This window comes from Paenimyroides marinum (genome assembly GCF_900108395.1).
GTDB lineage: Bacteria > Bacteroidota > Bacteroidia > Flavobacteriales > Flavobacteriaceae > Flavobacterium > Flavobacterium marinum.
Genome location: NZ_FNXE01000028.1, coordinates 18,620 through 39,845, shown reverse-complemented (window position 1 = coordinate 39,845; position 21,226 = coordinate 18,620). Strand labels below are relative to the sequence as shown.

Annotated in this window: 18 protein-coding genes and 1 riboswitch; of the genes, 14 read left to right on the top strand and 4 right to left on the bottom strand. The window is 36.5% G+C overall.

From position 1 onward, the window contains the following. Positions 1–26: 26 nt before the first annotated feature. From BLW20_RS09975 to BLW20_RS09930, 10 genes are all read left to right on the top strand, one after another. A complete protein-coding gene (locus BLW20_RS09975) occupies positions 27–3,077 on the top strand; it encodes a TAT-variant-translocated molybdopterin oxidoreductase (protein WP_091099944.1) in 3,051 nt (1,016 codons plus the stop codon). Between the two features lie 34 nt (positions 3,078–3,111). Then, on the top strand, positions 3,112–4,515 hold the full coding sequence (nrfD, locus tag BLW20_RS09970; protein WP_091099940.1) for an NrfD/PsrC family molybdoenzyme membrane anchor subunit: 1,404 nt from the start codon (positions 3,112–3,114) through the stop codon (positions 4,513–4,515). Between the two features lie 6 nt (positions 4,516–4,521). Next, positions 4,522–5,046, top strand: coding sequence for a DUF3341 domain-containing protein (locus BLW20_RS09965; RefSeq protein WP_091099938.1), 525 nt, complete (start codon positions 4,522–4,524; stop codon positions 5,044–5,046). A 7-nt stretch (positions 5,047–5,053) separates the two neighbouring features. Next, positions 5,054–5,602 carry a c-type cytochrome gene (locus tag BLW20_RS09960; RefSeq protein ID WP_091099935.1) on the top strand — a complete coding sequence of 183 codons (549 nt, stop codon included), beginning with the start codon at positions 5,054–5,056 and terminating at the stop codon, positions 5,600–5,602. Between the two features lie 27 nt (positions 5,603–5,629). Further along, positions 5,630–6,988: a quinol:cytochrome C oxidoreductase gene (locus BLW20_RS09955; protein ID WP_091099931.1), complete on the top strand. Its 1,359-nt coding sequence runs from the start codon at positions 5,630–5,632 to the stop codon at positions 6,986–6,988. Positions 6,989–7,008: 20 nt separating this feature from the next. Further along, a complete protein-coding gene (locus BLW20_RS09950) occupies positions 7,009–8,202 on the top strand; it encodes a cytochrome c oxidase subunit II (protein WP_091099927.1) in 1,194 nt (397 codons plus the stop codon). Between the two features lie 29 nt (positions 8,203–8,231). Further along, the gene (locus BLW20_RS09945; protein ID WP_091099923.1) at positions 8,232–10,034 is read left to right on the top strand and encodes a cytochrome c oxidase subunit I; all 1,803 of its coding nucleotides are present in this window, start codon (positions 8,232–8,234) and stop codon (positions 10,032–10,034) included. Positions 10,035–10,170: 136 nt separating this feature from the next. Beyond that, positions 10,171–11,040, top strand: a complete 870-nt coding sequence (locus tag BLW20_RS14700; protein WP_218143517.1) for an RHS repeat-associated core domain-containing protein — start codon at positions 10,171–10,173, stop codon at positions 11,038–11,040. A 5-nt stretch (positions 11,041–11,045) separates the two neighbouring features. Then, positions 11,046–11,477: a hypothetical protein gene (locus BLW20_RS09935; protein WP_091099920.1), complete on the top strand. Its 432-nt coding sequence runs from the start codon at positions 11,046–11,048 to the stop codon at positions 11,475–11,477. A 591-nt stretch (positions 11,478–12,068) separates the two neighbouring features. Continuing rightward, complete coding sequence (locus tag BLW20_RS09930; RefSeq protein WP_091099916.1) at positions 12,069–12,437, top strand: hypothetical protein; 369 nt, start codon at positions 12,069–12,071, stop codon at positions 12,435–12,437. Between the two features lie 123 nt (positions 12,438–12,560). Here the strand turns inward: BLW20_RS09930 and BLW20_RS09925 are convergent, their stop codons facing one another. Next, positions 12,561–13,016 (bottom strand): DUF1801 domain-containing protein, encoded by a 456-nt coding sequence (locus BLW20_RS09925; protein WP_091099912.1) that lies wholly within the window; start codon positions 13,014–13,016, stop codon positions 12,561–12,563. A gap of 49 nt (positions 13,017–13,065) precedes the next feature. Then, the gene (locus tag BLW20_RS09920; protein ID WP_091099909.1) at positions 13,066–13,686 is read right to left on the bottom strand and encodes a class I SAM-dependent methyltransferase; all 621 of its coding nucleotides are present in this window, start codon (positions 13,684–13,686) and stop codon (positions 13,066–13,068) included. A gap of 114 nt (positions 13,687–13,800) precedes the next feature. Here BLW20_RS09920 and ruvB point away from each other — a divergent pair, with 114 nt between their 5' ends. Beyond that, a complete protein-coding gene (ruvB, locus tag BLW20_RS09915) occupies positions 13,801–14,835 on the top strand; it encodes a Holliday junction branch migration DNA helicase RuvB (RefSeq protein WP_091099906.1) in 1,035 nt (344 codons plus the stop codon). Continuing rightward, positions 14,828–15,754: a tRNA epoxyqueuosine(34) reductase QueG gene (queG, locus tag BLW20_RS09910; RefSeq protein WP_091099902.1), complete on the top strand. Its 927-nt coding sequence runs from the start codon at positions 14,828–14,830 to the stop codon at positions 15,752–15,754. Before ruvB ends, queG begins: the two co-directional genes overlap by 8 nt. A 64-nt stretch (positions 15,755–15,818) precedes the next feature. Here queG and BLW20_RS09905 read toward each other — a convergent pair whose 3' ends face one another. Further along, a complete protein-coding gene (locus tag BLW20_RS09905; protein ID WP_091099900.1) occupies positions 15,819–17,126 on the bottom strand; it encodes a voltage-gated chloride channel family protein in 1,308 nt (435 codons plus the stop codon). 29 nt (positions 17,127–17,155) lie between these two features. After that, a riboswitch (Fluoride riboswitch) is annotated at positions 17,156–17,230 on the bottom strand. 105 nt (positions 17,231–17,335) lie between these two features. Between BLW20_RS09905 and BLW20_RS09900 the strand changes: the two genes are divergently transcribed. Further along, on the top strand, positions 17,336–19,621 hold the full coding sequence (locus tag BLW20_RS09900; protein ID WP_091099897.1) for an NADP-dependent malic enzyme: 2,286 nt from the start codon (positions 17,336–17,338) through the stop codon (positions 19,619–19,621). Positions 19,622–19,717: 96 nt separating this feature from the next. Here the strand turns inward: BLW20_RS09900 and BLW20_RS09895 are convergent, their stop codons facing one another. Next, positions 19,718–20,455 (bottom strand): T9SS type A sorting domain-containing protein, encoded by a 738-nt coding sequence (locus BLW20_RS09895; protein ID WP_091099894.1) that lies wholly within the window; start codon positions 20,453–20,455, stop codon positions 19,718–19,720. A 189-nt stretch (positions 20,456–20,644) separates the two neighbouring features. Between BLW20_RS09895 and ruvA the strand changes: the two genes are divergently transcribed. Beyond that, positions 20,645–21,226 carry a Holliday junction branch migration protein RuvA gene (gene ruvA, locus BLW20_RS09890; RefSeq protein ID WP_091099890.1) on the top strand — a complete coding sequence of 194 codons (582 nt, stop codon included), beginning with the start codon at positions 20,645–20,647 and terminating at the stop codon, positions 21,224–21,226.

Sequence of the window (21,226 nt, the reverse complement as noted above, 5' to 3'; positions counted from 1 at the left end):
ATTTAAGAAGCTAATATATATATACAATGGCATCAAACAAAAAATACTGGAAAAGTGTTGAGGAGCTTAACGAAAACAGTTCTATTGTTGAGAGGCTAGGAAACAATGAGTTTGTTGAAGAAATTCCAACAGAGGATTTTCTTGGGGATAAAAACACTTTGTCTTCTTCATCAACATCTCGTAGAGACTTTTTGAAATACGTTGGTTTTTCAACAGCTGCAGCTTCTTTAGCAGCTTGTGAGGGACCGGTGAAAAAGTCTATTCCTTATGTATTTCAACCAGAAGAAATCGTTCCTGGTGTTGCAGATTTCTACGCAACTACAGTTGCTGATGGTTTTGATTTCGTAAACGTGTTAATTAAAACACGCGAAGGTCGTCCTATTAAAGTAGAGAATAACTTTATGGAGAACGCGTTAACAGGTGCAAACGCACGTGTACACGCTTCTGTATTGTCTTTATATGATAGTTTACGTTTAAAGCAGCCAAAAATTGACAATAAAGCTGCTTCATGGTCTGATGTTGATCAAAAGATTAAAGCAAGTTTAACAAGTGCCACAGGACAAATTGTTTTGTTAACAAACACTATGGCATCGCCTTCTACAGATAAGTTAATTGCAGAATTTAAAGCTACTTATCCGGCTGCTAAACACATTGTGTACGATGCAATTGGATCAGACGCTGCTTTAGATGCCTATGAGCAAGCTTACGGCGAACGTGCATTGGCTGACTACAACTTTGGAAAAGCAGATGTAATTGTTTCTGTAGGTGCTGATTTCTTAGGAGATTGGCAAGGGGGCGGATACGACAGCGAATATGCTAAAGGACGTGTTCCTAAAAACGGGAAAATGTCTAAGCACATTCAAATCGAAGCGAATATGTCTTTATCAGGTGCTAATGCAGATAAACGTATTCCTTTAACCGTTGCAGAGCAAAAGTTAGCTTTAGTTAAAATATACAATATTGTTACAGGGAATGCTGTATCAGTTGGAAATACAGTTGCCGATGCTGAAATTATAAAAGCAGCGCAACAATTAAAAGCAGCAGGTACAAACGGAGTATTGGTATCTGGTTTAGACGATGTAAATGCACAATTATTAGTATTTGCAATCAACCAGGCATTAGGCTCCCAAGCATTTAACCCTGCACAGCCTAAATACGTTCGTGGCGGTAACAATAAAGAAGTTGCACAATTAGTAAAAGATATGAACGCCGGTTTGGTACACACTTTAATTATGAGTGGCGTAAACCCGGTTTATACATTAGCTAACGGTGATGCTTTTGCAGAAGGATTGAAAAAAGTTAAACTTTCTGCTGCCTTTACACTACGTGAAGATGAAACAGCATCATTGACAAACATTGCAGCTGCTGCACCACACTATTTAGAATCTTGGGGAGATGTTCAAATGAAAAAAGGACATTACTCAATTACGCAGCCAACAATTCGTCCGTTATTCAATACAAAACAATTCCAGGAAGGATTATTAACCTGGTTAGGTAAAACAGCATCTTACTATGATTATTTAAAAGCAGCAAGTTCTGGTTTAACTAACGGAAAAACGTGGAACCAATTAGTACACGACGGTTTTGTTGCAACAGAAATTACAGGTTCAGCAACCGCATCAGCTGATTTTAACGGAGCAGCTTCGGCATTGGCTTCCTCTAAAAAAGCTGCCGGATTAGAATTGGTATTGTATCCAAAAACAGGTATGGGTGACGGTCAGCAGGCAAACAACCCCTGGTTACAAGAGTTCCCCGACCCAATTACCCGTGTATCTTGGGATAACTATGTTACTGTTTCAAAAGCCGACGCTGAAGCTTTAGGTATTGAAAACCGTAATGTGGCAAACGGAGCATTAAATGGTTCGTACGTTACCTTAAAAGTTGGTGATGCTGTATTAGAAAACGTTCCTGCTTTTATCCAACCGGGTCAGGCAAAAGGAACAGTAGGTTTAGCGTTTGGTTACGGACGTAAATCTGCTTTAAAAGAAGAAATGCAGGTAGGTGTTAATGCTTACAAATTATATAAAGATTTCAACAATACCCAAAGTGTTACTGTAGAGAAAACTTCTGGCGAGCATGAATTTGCTTGTGTGCAGTTACAAAGAACCTTAATGGGGCGTGGTGATATTGTTAAAGATACTACTTTAGAAATCTTTAATACACAAAAAGCGAATGTTTGGAATGAGAAACCACACGTTTCAATAGATCACCAGGCGGTAGAAGCTTCTACTGTTGATATTTGGGAATCTTTTGACCGTTCAGTAGGGCATCATTTCAATTTATCAATCGACCTGAACTCTTGTACAGGTTGTGGTGCTTGTGTGATTGCTTGTCACGCAGAAAACAACGTACCTGTTGTGGGTAAAGACGAAGTAAGAAGATCACGCGATATGCACTGGTTACGTATCGATAGATATTATTCATCAGAAGATACCTTTGCAGCAGACGTTGATAAAAAAGAAGGTTTCTCTGGTTTATTTGGAGACAATGGTTCTTTAGGTGGTTTTGGCGAATTAGAACATCCGGCAGATAACCCGCAAGTGGTATTCCAACCGGTAATGTGTCAGCACTGTAACCACGCGCCTTGTGAAACAGTTTGTCCGGTTGCGGCAACATCTCACGGTCGTCAAGGGCAAAACCACATGGCATATAACCGTTGTGTGGGTACTCGTTACTGTGCAAACAACTGTCCTTATAAAGTACGTCGTTTCAACTGGTTCTTGTACAATCAAAACGATGCGTTCGATTATCACATGAATGATGATCTAGGACGTATGGTATTAAATCCTGATGTTAATGTACGTTCACGCGGGGTTATGGAAAAATGTTCTTTATGTATCCAAATGACACAAGCAACAATTTTAAATGCTAAGAGAGAAGGAAGAGCTGTAAACAGCAACGAATTCGAAGTGGCTTGTTCTGCGGCGTGTACTTCAGGCTCAATGGTCTTTGGTGATCTTAATAACAAAGAATCAGAAGTAGCTAAATTGTACGATGATGATAGAAGATATCATTTGTTAGAGCATTTAGGAACAAAACCAAATGTGTTCTACCACGTAAAAGTTAGAAATGTATAAGTATAGTATTAATTAAGAAACATTATAAAGGATTATGTCGTCACATTACGAAGCACCCATTAGAAAACCTTTAGTTCTTGGTGATAAAACTTATCACGATGTAACGGTAGATGTTGCTAGACCTGTTGAAACCAGAGCCAATAAACAATGGTGGACTGTTTTCACAATTGCTTTAATTGCATTCCTTTGGGGAGCCGGTTGTATGGTTTATACAATTGGGACAGGTATTGGTACATGGGGATTAAATAAAACAGTAGGCTGGGCTTGGGATATCACCAACTTTGTTTGGTGGGTAGGTATCGGGCACGCCGGTACACTTATCTCGGCGGTATTATTATTATTCCGTCAAAAATGGAGAATGGCAATTAACCGTTCTGCAGAGGCAATGACCATTTTCTCGGTAGTTCAGGCAGGTTTGTTCCCAATTATCCACATGGGGCGTCCTTGGTTGGCTTACTGGGTATTACCAATGCCAAACCAGTTCGGATCGTTATGGGTAAACTTTAACTCGCCCTTATTATGGGACGTATTCGCGATTTCAACGTACTTATCTGTATCATTAGTTTTCTGGTGGACAGGTTTATTACCAGATTTCGCTATGTTACGCGATAGAGCGGTAACACCATTTGCAAAAAGAATTTATTCAACTTTATCATTCGGATGGTCAGGTCGTGCAAAAGACTGGCAACGTTTTGAAGAAGTTTCATTAGTATTGGCAGGTTTGGCAACACCATTGGTACTTTCGGTACACACTATTGTATCTATGGACTTTGCTACCTCTGTGATTCCTGGATGGCATACCACCATTTTCCCTCCGTATTTCGTTGCGGGAGCAATTTTCTCAGGATTTGCAATGGTAAATACCTTGTTGATCATTATGCGTAAAGTGGTAAGTTTAGAAGATTACATCACTATTCAGCATATCGAGTTAATGAACATCGTTGTAATGATTACAGGTTCCATTGTAGGGGTTGCTTATATTACAGAGCTGGTTATTGCTTGGTATTCAGGAGTAGAGTATGAGCAGTACGCATTCTTAAACCGTGCAACAGGACCTTACGCTTGGGCATACTGGATGATGATGACATGTAACGTGTTCTCGCCGCAGATAATGTGGTTCAAAAAAATCCGTACGTCAATTATGGTATCTTTTATCATTTCGATTGTAGTAAATATCGGTATGTGGTTTGAACGTTTCGTTATCATCGTAACATCATTGCACCGCGATTATTTACCATCGTCTTGGACCATGTTCCAACCAACATTTGTTGATGCGGGTATTTATATCGGAACCATTGGATTCTTCTTCGTGTTGTTCTTATTATATTCAAGAACATTCCCTGTAATTGCACAGGCAGAGGTTAAAACAATCTTGAAATCTTCTGGCGAAAAATATAAAAGAGAAAGAGAAAACGGAGACCATTCACATAATCATTAATAAGTTATGAGTACAAAAGTTATACACGTATTATACAACGATGATGATGTATTAATGGATGCAGTAAAAACAACCAGAGCTGCACATCATCATATTGAAGAGGTTTACACGCCTTTTCCTGTACACGGTTTAGATAAAGCAATGGGATTAAAACCAACGCGTTTAGCAATCTGTTCTTTTATTTACGGATTATGTGGTTTATCTTTCGCTACCTATATGATGAATTACATCATGATTCAGGATTGGCCACAAGATATTGGTGGTAAACCAAGTTTTAGTTATATTCAGAATATGCCTTCATTTGTGCCTATTATGTTTGAATTAACAGTGTTTTTTGCAGCCCACTTAATGGTAATTACCTTCTTTTTAAGAAGTAGATTATGGCCATTTAAACAAGCTGAAAACCCTGATGTTAGAACAACTGATGACCATTTTTTAATGGAAGTTGCTTTACACGGTGATGAAAACGAAGCTGTAGAATTCTTTAAAAATACTGGTGCAGTAGAAGTTAAAGTAATCGATAAACAATAGTAGTAGAATGAAGACTTTATATAAAATAGTTGCGTTAGTAGGATTTTCAGCATTAGCTACATCTTGTTTTAATAAGGAAAAACCAAATTATCAGTATTTTCCTAATATGTACGAGTCTGCGGCTTACGAAACCTATTCAGAATCAAACGCATTTAAAAACGGAAAAGAAGGTCAGGTACCGGCACAAGGATCTATTCCTCGTGGCTTTACACCTGAAGAGTACCCAAATACTCCGGAAGGATTAGCTTTGGCAAAAGCCAATTTAAAATCACCTTTAGATTCAATCACTGAAGGAGATATGACAAAAGCAAAAGAATTATTTACGATCTATTGTGCAATTTGTCATGGCGATGCCGGCGATGGAAAAGGTAATTTAGTTAAGAGAGAAAAATTCCTGGGAGTACCAAGCTACGCAGAACGTGAATTGACAGAAGGTGGAATTTACCACGTGGTAACGTACGGATTAAACGCAATGGGATCACATAAAAACCAAATGTCTCAACACGAAAGATGGCTGGTATCGGCTTATGTGCTAAAATTGAAATCGGAATTATAATTGTAAAACTTATTTGAAAGTTTAGATATGTACACATTTTCAAGCAAATTAAAAACCTTTTCGTTTATATTAATGGCTTTGGGTATCATAGGAATTGTTTATGGATTTCTTGCTACACCAAAAACAACTGAAGAGGTTGAAGTAATTTTAAGCGAGCAACATCACGGTGGTCACGACTCGCACGAAGCACATGCAGCACCGGCACACGGCGATGCAAATGCACACGGCGATGCACACAACGCTGACGTTCAACACCATGAACACCAAAAACATTTAGAGCACGTTTTACATCAAATGCAAAACAAACCATGGGCAGCCGTTTATGTTGGGTGTATCTTTTTTATGTTGATTGCTTTAGGAATTTTTACCTTTAATCAAATTCAATACGCATCATCGGCAGGTTGGTCTCCGGTTTTATTCCGTGTAATGGAAGGGCTTTCGGCTTATTTATTACCGGGTTCGGTATTGTTCTTTTTATTATTGTTAGCAAGTTCTGCTCATTTAAATCATTTATTTGTGTGGATGGCTGAAGGTATTACGGATCCTAACAGTGAAAATTATGATGCTATTATTGCAGGGAAAGAAGGGTTTTTAAACGTTCCTTTCTTTTTAATCAGAGCCGTACTTTTCTTGGGAGGTTGGAATATATTCAGAATTTTATCACGCAGAAACTCTTTAGCTTTAGGAGAAACAGGTGATTTAACATATTACAAACGTAACTTTAAATTATCAGCAGGATATTTAGTGTTCTTTATTGTAACAGAATCTATCATGTCTTGGGACTGGATCATGTCAATTGATACACACTGGTATTCAACATTATTCGGATGGTACGTATTCGCATCATTCTTTGTATCAGCTGTGACAGTAATTGCATTAGCTACGGTTTATTTAAAAAACAACGGGTATTTAGATTTCGTAAACACATCACACATTCACGATTTAGCTAAATATATGTTCGGCTTATCAATTTTCTGGACGTATCTGTGGTTCTCTCAGTTTATGTTGATATGGTATTCAAACATACCGGAAGAGGTAACTTATTTTATCTTTAGAATTGAGGAATACAACGTACCTTTCTTCCTGATGTTATTGTTTAACTTTGTGTTGCCTATTTTATTGTTAATGGGTACCGATTTTAAACGTTTATCTTGGATCATTACTATGTCAGGTATCTGTATCCTGGTAGGGCACTATTTAGATTTCTACAACATGATTATGCCTGGTACCGTTGGAACTTCATGGTTCATTGGTGCAGCTGAAATAGGATCTGTTTTATTCTTTGGCGGATTGTTTATCTTTGTTGGTTTCTCAGCAATGGCAAAAGCACCTTTATTGGCGAAGAATAATCCAATGCTTGAAGAAAGTAAACATTTTCATTATTAATATTTAAAGTAATAAACAAAATGACGAGTTTATTAATAGTAGTTATTGTAGCTTTATTAGGAATTGCAATTTGGCAATTGACTAAAATTTTTGACTTGACCCAAACCAAGCATTTCGTAGGCGAAGAATATAAGTCACAGATTGCTACAGACAAAGACAACAATATCAATGGATATTTAATGTTTGTTTTTTTAGCATTCATTTACATTCTTACAATTTATTGTTGTGTAAGATGGGGAGATATGCCTCTTTTAAACAATGCAGCATCTGAACACGGAAAAGATGTTGATCGCTTAATGTGGATCTCGTTAGGAGTGATCTTCTTTGTACAAATTGTTACACAGTTCCTGTTACATTATTTTGCATTCATTAACAGAGGACATAAAGATAAAAAAGCAACTTTCTTTGCTGATAACGACAAATTAGAGTTCGTGTGGACAATTATCCCGGTAATTGTGTTGGCAGGATTGATCTTATACGGATTATATGCTTGGAACAACATTATGCACTATAACGATGAAGAAGAAGTATTGTATGTAGAAGTATATGCAAAACAATTTGGATGGGATATCCGTTATTCAGGAAACGATAATGTATTAGGTAAAGCAAACGTTCGTTTTATTGAAGGTGTAAATGCAGTAGGTGTTGATATGTCAGATCCAAATGCACAAGACGATAAAATGGCAAAAGAATTACACTTGCCGGTCGGTAAAAAAGTGGTGTTAAAAATGCGTTCACAAGACGTTTTGCACTCTGCGTACTTTCCTCACTTCCGTGCACAAATGAACTGTGTACCGGGAATGGTAACGCAATTTGCAATGACACCAACAGTTACCACATCAGAAATGAGAGAACGTCAAGGTATTGTTGACAGAGTAAACAGTATCAACGAAGCGCGTAACAAACACAGCAAAAAGTTAGTAGAAAAAGGTGAGGCAGGTTTAGAACCGTATGTATTTGATTATATCTTGTTGTGTAATAAAATCTGCGGACGTTCACACTACAACATGCAAGCAAAAGTTGTGGTTGAAACAGAAAGCGAGTTTAGAAAATGGTTAGGTCAACAACCAACATTAGGTCAGCAAGTAGCCGAAGAAAAAGCTGCTGCTCAAGCTCCAGCTGTTGAAACACAACCGGAAGTAACGCCTGAAGAGGTACAAGAACCACAAATTGTAGTAGATACTACTGCAGTAGTTGCTCAAGTAATTAAATAATTTGTTTTTTCTCAATAAAAATTATTAGTATGTCAGCAGTAGGACACGAATTAACACATGATCATTCACACGATGATCACCATCATAAAGAAACTTTTGTAACAAAGTACATCTTTAGCCAGGATCACAAAATGATTTCAAAACAATTCCTTATTACAGGTATTGTTATGGGAATCATAGGTATTGCAATGTCTTTATTATTCCGTATTCAGATCGCTTGGCCAGAAGAATCTTTCAAAGTATTCTCATGGCTTTTAGGAGACGATTTCGCTCCGGGTGGTGTAATGCGTAACGATATTTATCTGGCAATTGTTACCATGCACGGTACCATTATGGTATTCTTTGTATTAACGGCAGGTTTGTCAGGTACTTTCTCAAACTTACTGATTCCATTGCAAATTGGAGCACGCGATATGGCGTCAGGTTTCATGAACATGTTATCTTATTGGATTTTCCTTTTATCATGTATCATCATGTTATCTTCTTTATTCATAGAAACAGGACCGGCATCAGCAGGATGGACCATTTATCCACCATTATCGGCAGTTCCTGAAGCCATTCCGGGATCAGGTACAGGTATGACCTTATGGTTGATTTCAATGGCGTTGTTTATTGCACAGTCATTAATGGGATCGCTAAACTATGTGGTTACTGTTTTAAACCTGAGAACAAAAGGAATGACCATGACACGTATGCCTTTAATTGTCTGGGCATTGTGGATTACCGCTTTAATTGGTATTGTATCATTCCCGGTATTGTTATCAGCAGCGTTGTTGTTGATTATGGATCGCAGCTTTGGAACATCATTCTTCTTATCTGATATTTATTTAGCAGGTGAAGTATTGCATTACCAGGGAGGATCGCCCGTATTATTTGAACACCTGTTCTGGTTCTTAGGTCACCCTGAGGTATATATCGTAATTTTACCGGCAATGGGTATTTCATCAGAGGTAATTTCAACAAATGCACGTAAACCAATCTTTGGATACCGTGCCATGATTACATCGCTTTTAGCAATTGCATTCTTATCAACAATTGTTTGGGGTCACCACATGTTCGTATCAGGTATGAACCCGTTCTTAGGATCTGTGTTTACATTTACCACTTTGTTAATTGCAATTCCGTCGGCAGTAAAAGCCTTCAACTGGATTACTACTTTGTGGAAAGGTAACTTGCAAATGAACCCGGGTATGTTATTCTCTATTGGTATGGTTTCTACCTTTATCAGTGGTGGTTTAACAGGTATTATCCTGGGAGACTCAACATTAGACATCAACGTACACGATACGTATTTCGTAATTGCACACTTCCACTTGGTAATGGGTATCTCTGCGTTGTACGGAATGTTTGCCGGTATTTACCACTGGTTCCCTAAAATGTTCGGACGTATGATGAACAAAAATTTAGGATATATCCACTTCTGGGTAACTGCCGTTTGTTCATACGGCGTATTCCTTCCAATGCACTTTATTGGTATGGCAGGTTTACCACGTCGTTACTATACCAACTCGGCATTCCCGATGTTTGACGATATGATTGATGTTAATATTGTTATTACCATGTTTGCCCTTGTAGGAGCAGCATTCCAGTTGGTATTCCTGTTCAATTTCTTCTATAGTATTTTCTATGGCAAGAAAGCATCGCAAAACCCATGGAGAGCTACTTCGTTAGAATGGACTACACCGGTAGAACACATTCACGGAAACTGGCCAGGCGAAATTCCGGAAGTACACCGTTGGGCTTACGATTATTCTAAGCCGGGGTACGACGAAGATTTTGTTCCGCAAACAGTGCCGTTAAGAGACGGTGAAAAAGACGGAGGTCATCATTAATATATAAAAAAACGCTCGCAATTTGCGAGCGTTTTTTTTATATTTACGATAAAGATTATTTTAAAAGCTCAATAGAATGCGTAAAATGAATTTATTAATAAAGAGAATGATTTAAAAAAGTAGAGTAGAGACGTAAGTGTACTATTATGGAGCGAGGTATTACGACCCGAGGATTTCGATTTTCGTTAATGTGGATCCGCTCGCGGAGAAGACGATGACTCCTTATCAGTATGTGACTAATAATCCTATTATGTTTACTGACCCTACGGGAATGGAGGGAGAAGGTTGGATTGAACAACAAAATAATGGAAAAACTACTATTACCCATGTTCCATTTATTGATAGTGTTGAGGGGGCAACAGCTCTTGGATTTGAAAACGTTACTGAAGTATATAATGACGATTGTTTTACTATTGGCGAGACTAATAATTATCAATTTAGTTCTGATGGAACTGTTGATGGATTAGGTTTACGACCAAGTAATCAGACTCCAGGGATGTTTTATGGATATACAGAAGGAGGTGTTGAAGTACAGACATTTACATATCAAGAAGGTATTAATTTTAGACAGTTGGGAATCGCCAATTCAATGTCAGATTTAACGGGAGTGGGTGAATTAACGGGAATGATGATAGGGGAATTATCTCAAGAATTATTTGGAGATTCTGCTGTATTAGGTGTTCTTGCACTAACTTTATCTAAAGGAAAGGTTAAAGCGAGTTTAGGCTCCACTAAAGGTGCAGCGAAAGGATCTTTATCTGGCACTAAAGAAGCTTTATTAAAGGTTAAAGATATTTTAGGTGGAGGAAGTTTAGCAAAAGGTAAACAAGGGAAATTTGGTAGTCCACAAAGAGGGGATGCTAACAAGGGATATAGATTAGACCCTGCTCACCCGAATGCTAAACCTGGCTCAGGAGAAGAATATCCTCATATAAATTGGTGGGATTATACAAAAGGTAAAAGAGGTAAAGGAGGAAGATCTGGTGCGGAACCAATAAAATATTAAGTTTTATGGAAGATTTTAAGATTAATTTATTTGAAAAAGAATATAATAGGGTTTTTATAGATTTTGAACATTTAGACGACACACAATGTATGTTTTTAAAAAAATGTTTAAATGGATTGTTTAATAATAATGATAGTATTGAAAATAATTTAAAGCTAAATTTAAAAGTAATTAGTTATGTTGATGATATTAATAGTCTTAGTGAAGTTTTCAATACATTAGAGATATTTCCTATTGAAAAAATTTATATAAATTGGTATAAATTTGACGATATTGATTGTTTATATTATAATGACTTAATATTATATTTTGAAGATTTATGGTTTCCCTCTTCTGATGACATTGAAATATTTGATAATACATTTAATTGGATATTATCAATAAGACATGATGGTTGTATATCTTATTATAAACGGGTAATGTATCAGAAGTGTTGATAGAATTTACAACACATACAAACACTAGTTTTTAAAGCTAAAAATAAATAATTTCATAATAATAAAGGCGAACGTTTGTTCGTCTTTATTAATTTAAGTGTTTTAAAACACTTAAAAATGCTAAATAGTAACACCTCATGTATCAAATGTGTTGATGGAATTAATAAGTATTTTAAAAATACCGTAAAGCGTTATTTTTTATAGATTAAAAAAGTATATTTGATAAAAGGAAGATTAAGCGTTCTTTGTGAGATTGAGTGATGTGTGAGGTTGAAATTGAGTAGATTTGGATAAGTGTCGATCAGTTAGCGGAGCAGACGATGAAACCGTATTTGTACACAGGAAACAGTCCTATTAACTTTTCCGACCCTACGGGGATGACGAAAGATGATCACTATTTTAATCAAAGAGACGAATATTTATATTCTGACACTAGATTTACTGATAATGCCAGAAGTTATTTCTGATGAAGACTTTAGCTCTATAACATCGAAATATAGTTCAGAAACAAGTGATAGATCAAAGTCTTATGAATGTGGATTTGTATCCAAATAAAAAAGTTTTACCTAATAGCGGACACAGAATATTAGAATGATGAATAATGAACATAATAATTTTTTAGTTGATATATTGAGTATTTTACCAAATAAGGTTGAATGTTTAATACAAGCTCCAAGTCTTGAAAATTTAACTATTCAGAAAAAGACAAAAAAAAGTAAATATGATTATTATAATTTAATAAATTTAACAGAAGAGAATAAAAAAGATTTTATAGATGAAGAATTAAATAATTCAATTGGAAATTTTATTCAAAATATCCAAATCAGAAAAGGAGATAGTTTACTATTTGAAGGATATGATGGAGTTGAATACGGAGTAATCTCTAAACATCTTATTATTCCCGATTGGTTTATAAAGAAATATGTTCCTGATACTTGTACTATATCTAATGAATGGTAAATCCCCGCTCCCGCACGACCCCGCGAAGCGAACTGAGGAAGTAATCTTTCGTGTGGTAGTAAGTAATGAGCATACTTATACTATGAGAAAAAAATACACTTTTTTGATAACAAGCTCAAAAAACTATTTCTTTAAATTACTTTCATAAATAGCAATCCATTCTTCAACAGTCATTTTTTGCATCAGTTGGGCAATTAAATCAAACGGAATCTCATCTGTCTTTTTAAAACGTACACAGCTTTTGCCCATATCTAATTTTCGGGAACTGTATTTGGGATATTCGCTCACAAACCAATCGTATAACTCCGGTTTAGAATAAATACCCATGTGGTAAAAGTTAATAGAGTTTTTCTGTGAGGCAATTCCTGCAAAAGGTAATGGTTCTACCGGTTTGCAGTGATAACCTGCCGGATAAATCGTATGTGGAACCACATAGCCCAATCCACCATAACTAATAGCCGCTTCAAATCCTTTGGGTAAATTTTTTACAATTACATTGTGTAACTTGTTAAACGCCTCTAACCGTTCTTGGGGTACATTGGCTAAAATTTCCTCTACAGTAGTTCCGTCAGCTTTCATTTCTTCGTTTTTAGTAACTGCTAATTTAGTAAATTATGTAAAACAAGTATCATTGTTTTCGCAGTACAATTAGTTTTTCAGTTAGCACCACCACCTCAAATGCAAAATGCCGGGCTATGTATTCAAAGGTCTTAAAAGTATAAATAAATACATGGGTTTTGTCTTTGCGGTAATACCAGTTTTTAAAATCGGTTTGGTTGTTGAACAAATGTGTTTTAACGATTAATAATCCGCCTTGTTTTAAAAGGCTTTTTAATTGGTTGATTTCTTTTTGCGGATGATAAAAATGCTCAAAAACCTCACAGCTGAAAATATAATCGTATTGTTTGTTTAAATACGAAGTATCCGGATAAAAATAAGGATCGTACAAATCAATAGAAAAACCTCTGGCTTTTAACTGATGAGTAATTACAGGACCTTTGCCGCAACCATAATCCAATCCAATCATTTCTGTAGAACAGTATTTCAAAAGGGCATTTGTAACAGGAGCCGTGAAAGTTTGATAGCCCGTATCGTTTACATCATTATTGTGGTTTTCGTAATGACTTTTTTCTTCTTCCTCGCTAAAATACAAATGCCTGGGTTTTAAATACGCATTACATATATTGCAGATATAATATTCGTCATCTGCTTTTTCGGTCAATAAACTGTGGCAAAGTGTACAATTCATAGTTATACTATTGGTGATTATAATTGCTAAATATACTACGAGTTAATTAGTAATATCGTTTTATAATCGCAAAAACACAAAATTTTTCTTATGTAAAAATAGTATCTTTGCTTTATGAACGAGCATTTAAATCCAACCAATGAAAATTTCTCAAACGAAGAGTTAGATGTAGAAAAAAAACTGCGTCCGCTATCGTTTGATGATTTTGCGGGACAAGATCAGGTATTAGAAAACTTAAAAGTGTTTGTAAAAGCTGCTAATTTGCGTGGCGAAGCTTTAGACCACACCTTGTTTCACGGACCACCCGGATTGGGAAAAACCACTTTGTCTAACATTTTGGCAAACGAACTGAATGTGGGTATCAAAATCACATCAGGTCCCGTATTGGACAAGCCCGGAGATTTAGCCGGGTTATTGACCAATTTAGAGGAACGTGACATTTTGTTTATCGATGAAATTCACAGGTTAAGTCCTGTTGTGGAAGAATATTTGTATTCGGCTATGGAAGATTTTAAAATCGATATTATGATTGAATCCGGACCCAATGCACGTTCGGTTCAAATCAATTTAAATCCGTTTACCCTGGTAGGTGCTACTACTCGTTCTGGTTTGTTAACAGCACCTATGCGTGCCCGTTTTGGCATTCAAAGTCGTTTGCAATATTACAACATCGAATTACTTTCGACCATTATTGAACGCAGTGCCACTATTTTAAAAGTGCCCATTGATATGGAAGCAGCCATTGAAATTGCCGGTCGAAGCCGTGGTACGCCTCGTATTGCCAATGCGTTGTTGCGTAGGGTTCGCGATTTTGCTCAGATTAAAGGCAACGGACGCATTGATATTGAAATTTCGCGTTTTGCTTTAAAAGCACTCAATGTAGATAAATACGGGTTAGACGAAATGGATAATAAGATTTTATCGACCATTATCGATAAATTTAAAGGCGGTCCGGTGGGCTTGTCAACATTGGCAACAGCCGTTTCAGAAAACGCTGAAACCATTGAAGAAGTCTATGAACCTTTTTTGATTCAGGAAGGATTTATCTATCGAACGCCCCGTGGTCGTGAAGTAACCGAAAAGGCATATCAGCACTTAGGACGTACCAATACCGGAAAATTAGGCGGTTTATTTAATAATTATGAATAAAAAGGAAATATATACAAAGTTAATCAAAGACAAAGCCCTCGATTTGGGCTTTTCTTATTGTGGTATTTCCGAAGCTGCTTTTTTAGAAACCGAAGCTCCGCGTTTAGAAAACTGGCTGAAACAAAATATGCACGGCGAAATGAAATATATGGAAAACCATTTTGACAAGCGGCTGGATCCCAGATTATTGGTTCCGGGTGCAAAATCAGTGGTTTCGTTGTTGCTGAATTATTATCCTTCTGAAAAGCAAAATCCCGATTCGTATAAAATCTCCAAGTACGCCTACGGCGAAGATTATCATTTTGTGATAAAAGACAAACTGAAAGATCTGCTGCGTTTTATCAATGATGAAATAGGAGCGGTTGACGGTCGTGTTTTTGTAGATTCGGCTCCGGTTTTAGACAAGGCCTGGGCAGCAAAATCAGGATTGGGCTGGATCGGAAAAAATAACAACCTTATTAGAAAATCTGAGGGATCGTTCTTTTTTATTGCCGAATTAATTATCGATTTAGAGTTGCTGTACGATACCGCTACAACCAATCATTGCGGATCGTGTACAGCTTGCATTGATGCGTGCCCCACGCAGGCAATAGAATCGCCTTATGTTGTTAACGGCAGCAAATGTATTTCGTATTTGACTATTGAATTAAAAGACGAAATTCCCAATGAATTTGCCGGTAAATTAGACGATTGGATCTATGGCTGCGATGTATGCCAGGATGTTTGTCCGTGGAATCGTTTTTCAAAACCGCACCAGCAGCCTTTATTTAACCCCAAACCGAGTTTAATTGATTACGACAAACAACAATGGAACGATTTAACTCAGGAACTGTTCAATGAAGTTTTTAGAAAATCACCTGTAAAACGCACCAAATATTCCGGATTGATGCGAAATATTGCTTTTTTAAAAGAAACGTAAAGTCTGAATGAAAGTAAAGCAATTTTTAATTTTCGTTGTGTGCTAAGGCTGATTTATAAAGAAATTAAAGCTCATCTAAATGTTTCTGTGTTTGATTGGTGAATCGTTGGTTTTTAGGTGTTCCAATAACTTGCCTGTTGTAAATACTGTTGTGTCCCGAAAGTAAATAAGCAACCACGCAGGCAATGGCAACATAAACGCCACATTCCGCTCCAAAAAGCTCAATTGCCATCATAATACAAGCCATAGGTGTGTTAGTTGCTCCGGCAAAAACGGCAACAAATCCCATTCCGGCCAATAATCCGGTAGGCAACGCAATAAAATAGCTCAAAGCATTTCCTAAAGTAGCTCCTATAAAAAACAATGGAGTGACTTCGCCACCTTTAAACCCTGCTGATAATGTGATAATGGTAAAAATCATTTTCAAAACAAAGTCGTAAGCAGGCAATTGTTGGTCAAAAGAAGCAACAATGGTAGGAATTCCCAACCCGATATATTTTGTTGTACCTATTACACAAACTGCCGATGCTACAATAATACCACCAATGAAAGGCCGCAATGGCGGGTAAGTAATTTTTGATTTAAAGAGTTTTCCTGTCCAATGAATTACTTTACTGAATGTAGCAGCACATATTCCAAAGAAAATTCCGGCAATAATTGCATAGATAATGGTTGTAAAAGAAACATCAGGAATAAGATCAATGTGATAATATGTGTGATGTGTTTGCCAAAGTTTGGTTACTAAATCGGCAATGATGCCCGCTGCAAAAGCCGGAAAAATAGCATCGTACTTTAACCGACCAATCAAAAATACTTCCAGCCCAAAAATAGCTCCGGCTAACGGTGTACCAAACACAGAACCAAAACCAGCTGAAATAGCAGCGATAATTAAAATTTTTCGTTCACTTTCCGTAAGGCGGAAAGGTTTGCTGAACTGGTCTGCAATAGCACCTGCCATTTGTAAAGCAGTACCTTCGCGACCCGCAGACCCACCAAAAAAATGAGTTGCAATGGTTCCGATATACACAAACGGAGCCATACGGAAAGGAATAATTTGCTTAGGGTCGTGAATGGTATCAATCAATAAATTGTTACCTGCTTCAATGTCTTTGCCTAAGTAATAATAAAGTAAACCGATGAAAAAACCACCAACCGGAAGCAGTGCTATCAGCCATAAATTTTTTTCGCGAAAATCAGTTACCCAATCCAAAGACTGTAAAAAACCTGCAGAAGCCGAACCAATTAAAAATCCGATAAACGAACAAATAAGCGTCCATTTTAAAATATAGGGTACTGAAGGATATTTTTTAACCCCGATTTTAAAATGTAAATGGATCTTTTTGCTGAATGAATGTTTTTTACTTTTTGACATAACTTCCCGATTAAAATGTGAAACATTAAAATTAATCAGGCGTCATCAGTCCCGATTTCTATCGGGGCGGTTGGATAAGGAAGAACACCATTTCCCGTAAATATTTAACAAAGATAATAAATCTATTTTATTAGATTCAAAAAAATATTTTTTCTTTTCCTAAATTCATTATAGCTTGGTATATTTGTTATTCAACAAAAAACGAAATCATGCACAAAGATTCAAAACGAAGAGAAGCTCTTTTATATCACGCAAAACCAAAACCGGGCAAAATTGCCGTAGTTCCCACAAAGCCAACAAGTACACAACGCGATTTAGCCTTGGCATATTCGCCGGGTGTTGCAGAGCCTTGTCTGGAGATCGAGAAAAATCCCGAAAACGCTTATAAATACACAGCAAAAGGAAATCTTGTTGCAGTAATCAGTAACGGAACCGCAGTGTTAGGTTTGGGCGATATTGGTGCACAAGCATCGAAACCAGTAATGGAAGGTAAAGGTTTGTTGTTTAAGATTTTTGCCGATATTGATGTTTTTGATATTGAATTGGATACTAAAAATGTAGATGAATTTGTAAGCATTGTAAAGGCATTAGAACCAACATTTGGCGGAATTAATTTAGAGGATATTAAAGCACCCGAGTGTTTTGAGATTGAACGCCGTTTAAAAGAGGAAATGAACATTCCTGTAATGCATGACGACCAACACGGAACAGCAATTATTTCCGGAGCAGCATTGCTTAATGCGTGCGAATTACAAAATAAAGACATTAAAGATGTTAAAATTGTAGTGAACGGTGCCGGAGCGGCAGCCATTTCCTGTACTAAAATGTACGTTTCGGTAGGTGCTTCAAAAGCAAATATTGTAATGGTAGATAGTAAAGGGGTTATCCGCGCCGATCGTGAAAATTTAGATCCTTCAAAGGCAGAATGGGCAACCAATCGCGATATCCATACGTTGAGTGACGCCATAAATAATGCCGATGTATTTATAGGGTTATCGGCAGCCGATGTGCTAACAGCCGAAATGTTAAACACAATGGCTCCAAACCCTGTGGTACTGGCAATGGCAAATCCAAACCCTGAAATCGCCTATGATCTGGCAATGGCAACACGCAGTGATATCATTATGGGAACGGGGCGTTCTGATTTTCCTAATCAGGTAAATAACGTTTTGGGATTTCCGTATATTTTCCGTGGAGCGTTAGATGTCCGTGCCACAAAGATTAACGAAGAAATGAAGCTTGCTGCGGTTTATGCGTTGGCAAAACTGGCAAAAGAAAGCGTTCCTGAGCAGGTAAATATTGCTTACGGGGAAAAGAAACTAAGCTTTGGTAAAGATTACATCATTCCAAAACCATTTGATCCACGTTTAATGACCGAAATTCCGCCGGCAGTTGCAAAAGCAGCTATGGAATCAGGCGTAGCGACCGAATCAATCACTAATTGGGATGCGTATCGTGACGAATTATCAGACCGGATGGGATCAGACAATAAATTGGTTCGTATGCTAATGAACCGTGCAAAGATTAATCCTAAGAAAGTGGTTTATACCGAAGCAGACCAGTTAAATGTTTTAAAAACAGCACAAATTGCTTACGAAGAAGGTATCGCCATTCCTATTTTATTAGGAAACAGAGAAATTATTCTGGAACTTAAAAGAGAAATTGGTTTTGATGCCGATGTAATGATTATTGATCCAAAAACGAACGAAGAATCGGACCGCAGACAACGCTATGCGGATTTCTTCTGGAAATCAAGAGAACGCAGAGGAGTAACAAAACTTGACGCAGAAAAATTAATGCGCGACCGTAGTTACTTTGCATCGATGATGGTATTACAGGGAGAGGCAGACGCCATGCTTTCTGGTTATTCACGAAGCTATTCTACCGCTTTAAGGCCGGTGTTAGACTTGATACCACGTGCCAGCGGCGTTGCAAAAGTAGCGTCAACAAACTTAATGCTTACCAAACTCGGACCGATGTTTTTGGCAGACACCGCAGTAAATCCTAATCCAACAACAGAAGGAATTGCAAAAATAGCCTTAATGACCAGTTATGTGGTTAAAATGTTTGGTTTTGATCCGGTAATTGCCATGATATCTTATGGTAATTTTGGTTCGTCAAAAGAAGAAACACCAAGAAAAATGCGCAGTGCGGTAGATATTTTGCATCAGCAACATCCGGAAATGATTGTTGACGGTGAAATTCAAATGGATTTTGCACTGAACCAGGAAATGCTGAAAGAGAAATTTCCGTTTTCCAAATTAGTCAACAAAAAGGTAAACACGTTGGTTTTTGCCAATTTAGACGCCGCAAATACTACCTATAAAATGTTGAAAGAATTAAACGGAGTAACATCGATTGGACCTATTTTATTGGGCTTAGATGCACCTGTACACGTTTTTCAGCTAGGGGCAAGCGTTGAAGAAATGGTAAATATGACGGCTGTGGCTGTTATAGATGCTCAGGAAAAAGCAAACAGAAAAAAAGGTTTCTAACCCAAGCAAAATAGACCAAAAAGGAATAAGTATTTATCAATTTGGTGTATAAATAAAAAACAGCCGATATAATATATCGGCTGTTTTTATGATTTTCTATTCTTTTATTATTTTAACAAAATGCCCTCTGCCCGGTTCATTAGGTAATTTTAATTCTAAAAGATAATTACCGGTAGGTAAATTTTCAATATTTAAAGAAATATTTTCTTGCCAGTTTTCTTTAAAACTTTTAATTTTTTTACCTGTAATATCGTATATACCAATCAGTACATTTTGATAATCAGCTGCGGGTAATTCAATATTTAAAATAGATTTTACAGGGTTGGGGTAAATTTTTACTTTTTCTAAAACATACGATGGCGACGATAAATAAGTAGAATAAAAATAGGCTTTATTACCGTTGCTTATTTTTGTAACTATTAACTCTTTGGTTGTGCCATCAACATCATTAATCTCATATTGATAGTGATTTACACTATCATAAATCCAATATTGCCAGTAATAATTATTAAATTCATAATTATCAGGAATTGAACATCCAGTACCAAAGTAAACCATAGTATCATATGTAAATTCATTAGGACCAATAAACATTAAATCTTTTGTCCTACCTATCTCACTACAAAATAATAAATTCATATTAAGCTCATTGTTCCCTTGAGTAAAGTTTAAATTCACAATATTTTGATTTTCCACATTGTTTAATGGAAAATATGTTTGATTGTTCAATACCACTTTATACACATACCAGTCATTTGATTTTAATTGTACTTCCTGGGTTTGGGCGTAAACATTTACCGATAAAATCATTAAAAAAAGTAGTATTCTTTTCATAAAAGAAGTTTTTTGTTACTGCAATGTAATAAAAAAATAAATATTAACAAAATTTAACATGTATAAACATATTGTTTTTTTATAAAACAGCATTTAAAATTTAAAGCGTTTAATTATATCTGAATGAATGATGCTCCTTAGTGGGTTTATTAATAAATTTTTCTATTTTTGAAGAAAATATAGAAAAAGATGATTGCGTTTTTAAAGGGGCGTTTGGTTGAAAAAACGCCAACAGATATTATAATAGAATGCAACGGAATTGGCTATCAGGTTCATATTTCGTTGCATTCTTATTCTTTAATCAAAGATTCAGAAGCCATTCAGATATACACCTATCTTCAAATTAAAGAAGACGCACATATTTTATATGGTTTTGTAGAAAAAGTAGAACGCGAATTGTTTAAATTGTTAATTTCTGTTTCAGGTATTGGCGGCAACACTGCACGCAATATGTTATCGTATGTTTCGCCCACCGATTTAATAAAAGCAATTGCATCAAACGATGTTAAAACCATTCAGTCAATTAAAGGAATTGGCTTAAAAACCGCACAACGGGTGATCATTGATTTACAGGAAAAAGTGCAAAAATTATATGGCATAGAAGATTTATCTGTTCCTGTGAACAATACTAATGCCGAAGAAGCGTTATCTGCTTTAGAGGTTCTTGGATTTGTACGAAAAACATCAGAAAAATTGGTGAAGAAAATCGTGGAACAGAATCCGGAAGTAACTGTAGAACAAATTATTAAGTCAGCATTAAAAAGTTTGTAA

Excerpts from the sequence above, each read along its gene's own strand:
- BLW20_RS09960 (WP_091099935.1), top strand. The coding sequence starts at position 5,054 with ATGAAGACTTTATATAAAATAGTTGCGTTAGTAGGATTTTCAGCATTA.
- BLW20_RS09900 (WP_091099897.1), top strand. The coding sequence starts at position 17,336 with ATGCACAAAGATTCAAAACGAAGAGAAGCTCTTTTATATCACGCAAAA.
- BLW20_RS09965 (WP_091099938.1), top strand. The coding sequence starts at position 4,522 with ATGAGTACAAAAGTTATACACGTATTATACAACGATGATGATGTATTA.
- nrfD (WP_091099940.1), top strand. The coding sequence starts at position 3,112 with ATGTCGTCACATTACGAAGCACCCATTAGAAAACCTTTAGTTCTTGGT.
- BLW20_RS09950 (WP_091099927.1), top strand. The coding sequence starts at position 7,009 with ATGACGAGTTTATTAATAGTAGTTATTGTAGCTTTATTAGGAATTGCA.
- BLW20_RS09905 (WP_091099900.1), bottom strand. The coding sequence starts at position 17,126 with ATGTCAAAAAGTAAAAAACATTCATTCAGCAAAAAGATCCATTTACAT.
- BLW20_RS09945 (WP_091099923.1), top strand. The coding sequence starts at position 8,232 with ATGTCAGCAGTAGGACACGAATTAACACATGATCATTCACACGATGAT.
- BLW20_RS09955 (WP_091099931.1), top strand. The coding sequence starts at position 5,630 with ATGTACACATTTTCAAGCAAATTAAAAACCTTTTCGTTTATATTAATG.
- BLW20_RS09895 (WP_091099894.1), bottom strand. The coding sequence starts at position 20,455 with ATGAAAAGAATACTACTTTTTTTAATGATTTTATCGGTAAATGTTTAC.
- BLW20_RS09930 (WP_091099916.1), top strand. The coding sequence starts at position 12,069 with ATGATGAATAATGAACATAATAATTTTTTAGTTGATATATTGAGTATT.
- BLW20_RS09935 (WP_091099920.1), top strand. The coding sequence starts at position 11,046 with ATGGAAGATTTTAAGATTAATTTATTTGAAAAAGAATATAATAGGGTT.
- ruvB (WP_091099906.1), top strand. The coding sequence starts at position 13,801 with ATGAACGAGCATTTAAATCCAACCAATGAAAATTTCTCAAACGAAGAG.
- BLW20_RS09920 (WP_091099909.1), bottom strand. The coding sequence starts at position 13,686 with ATGAATTGTACACTTTGCCACAGTTTATTGACCGAAAAAGCAGATGAC.
- ruvA (WP_091099890.1), top strand. The coding sequence starts at position 20,645 with ATGATTGCGTTTTTAAAGGGGCGTTTGGTTGAAAAAACGCCAACAGAT.
- queG (WP_091099902.1), top strand. The coding sequence starts at position 14,828 with ATGAATAAAAAGGAAATATATACAAAGTTAATCAAAGACAAAGCCCTC.
- BLW20_RS09975 (WP_091099944.1), top strand. The coding sequence starts at position 27 with ATGGCATCAAACAAAAAATACTGGAAAAGTGTTGAGGAGCTTAACGAA.
- BLW20_RS09925 (WP_091099912.1), bottom strand. The coding sequence starts at position 13,016 with ATGAAAGCTGACGGAACTACTGTAGAGGAAATTTTAGCCAATGTACCC.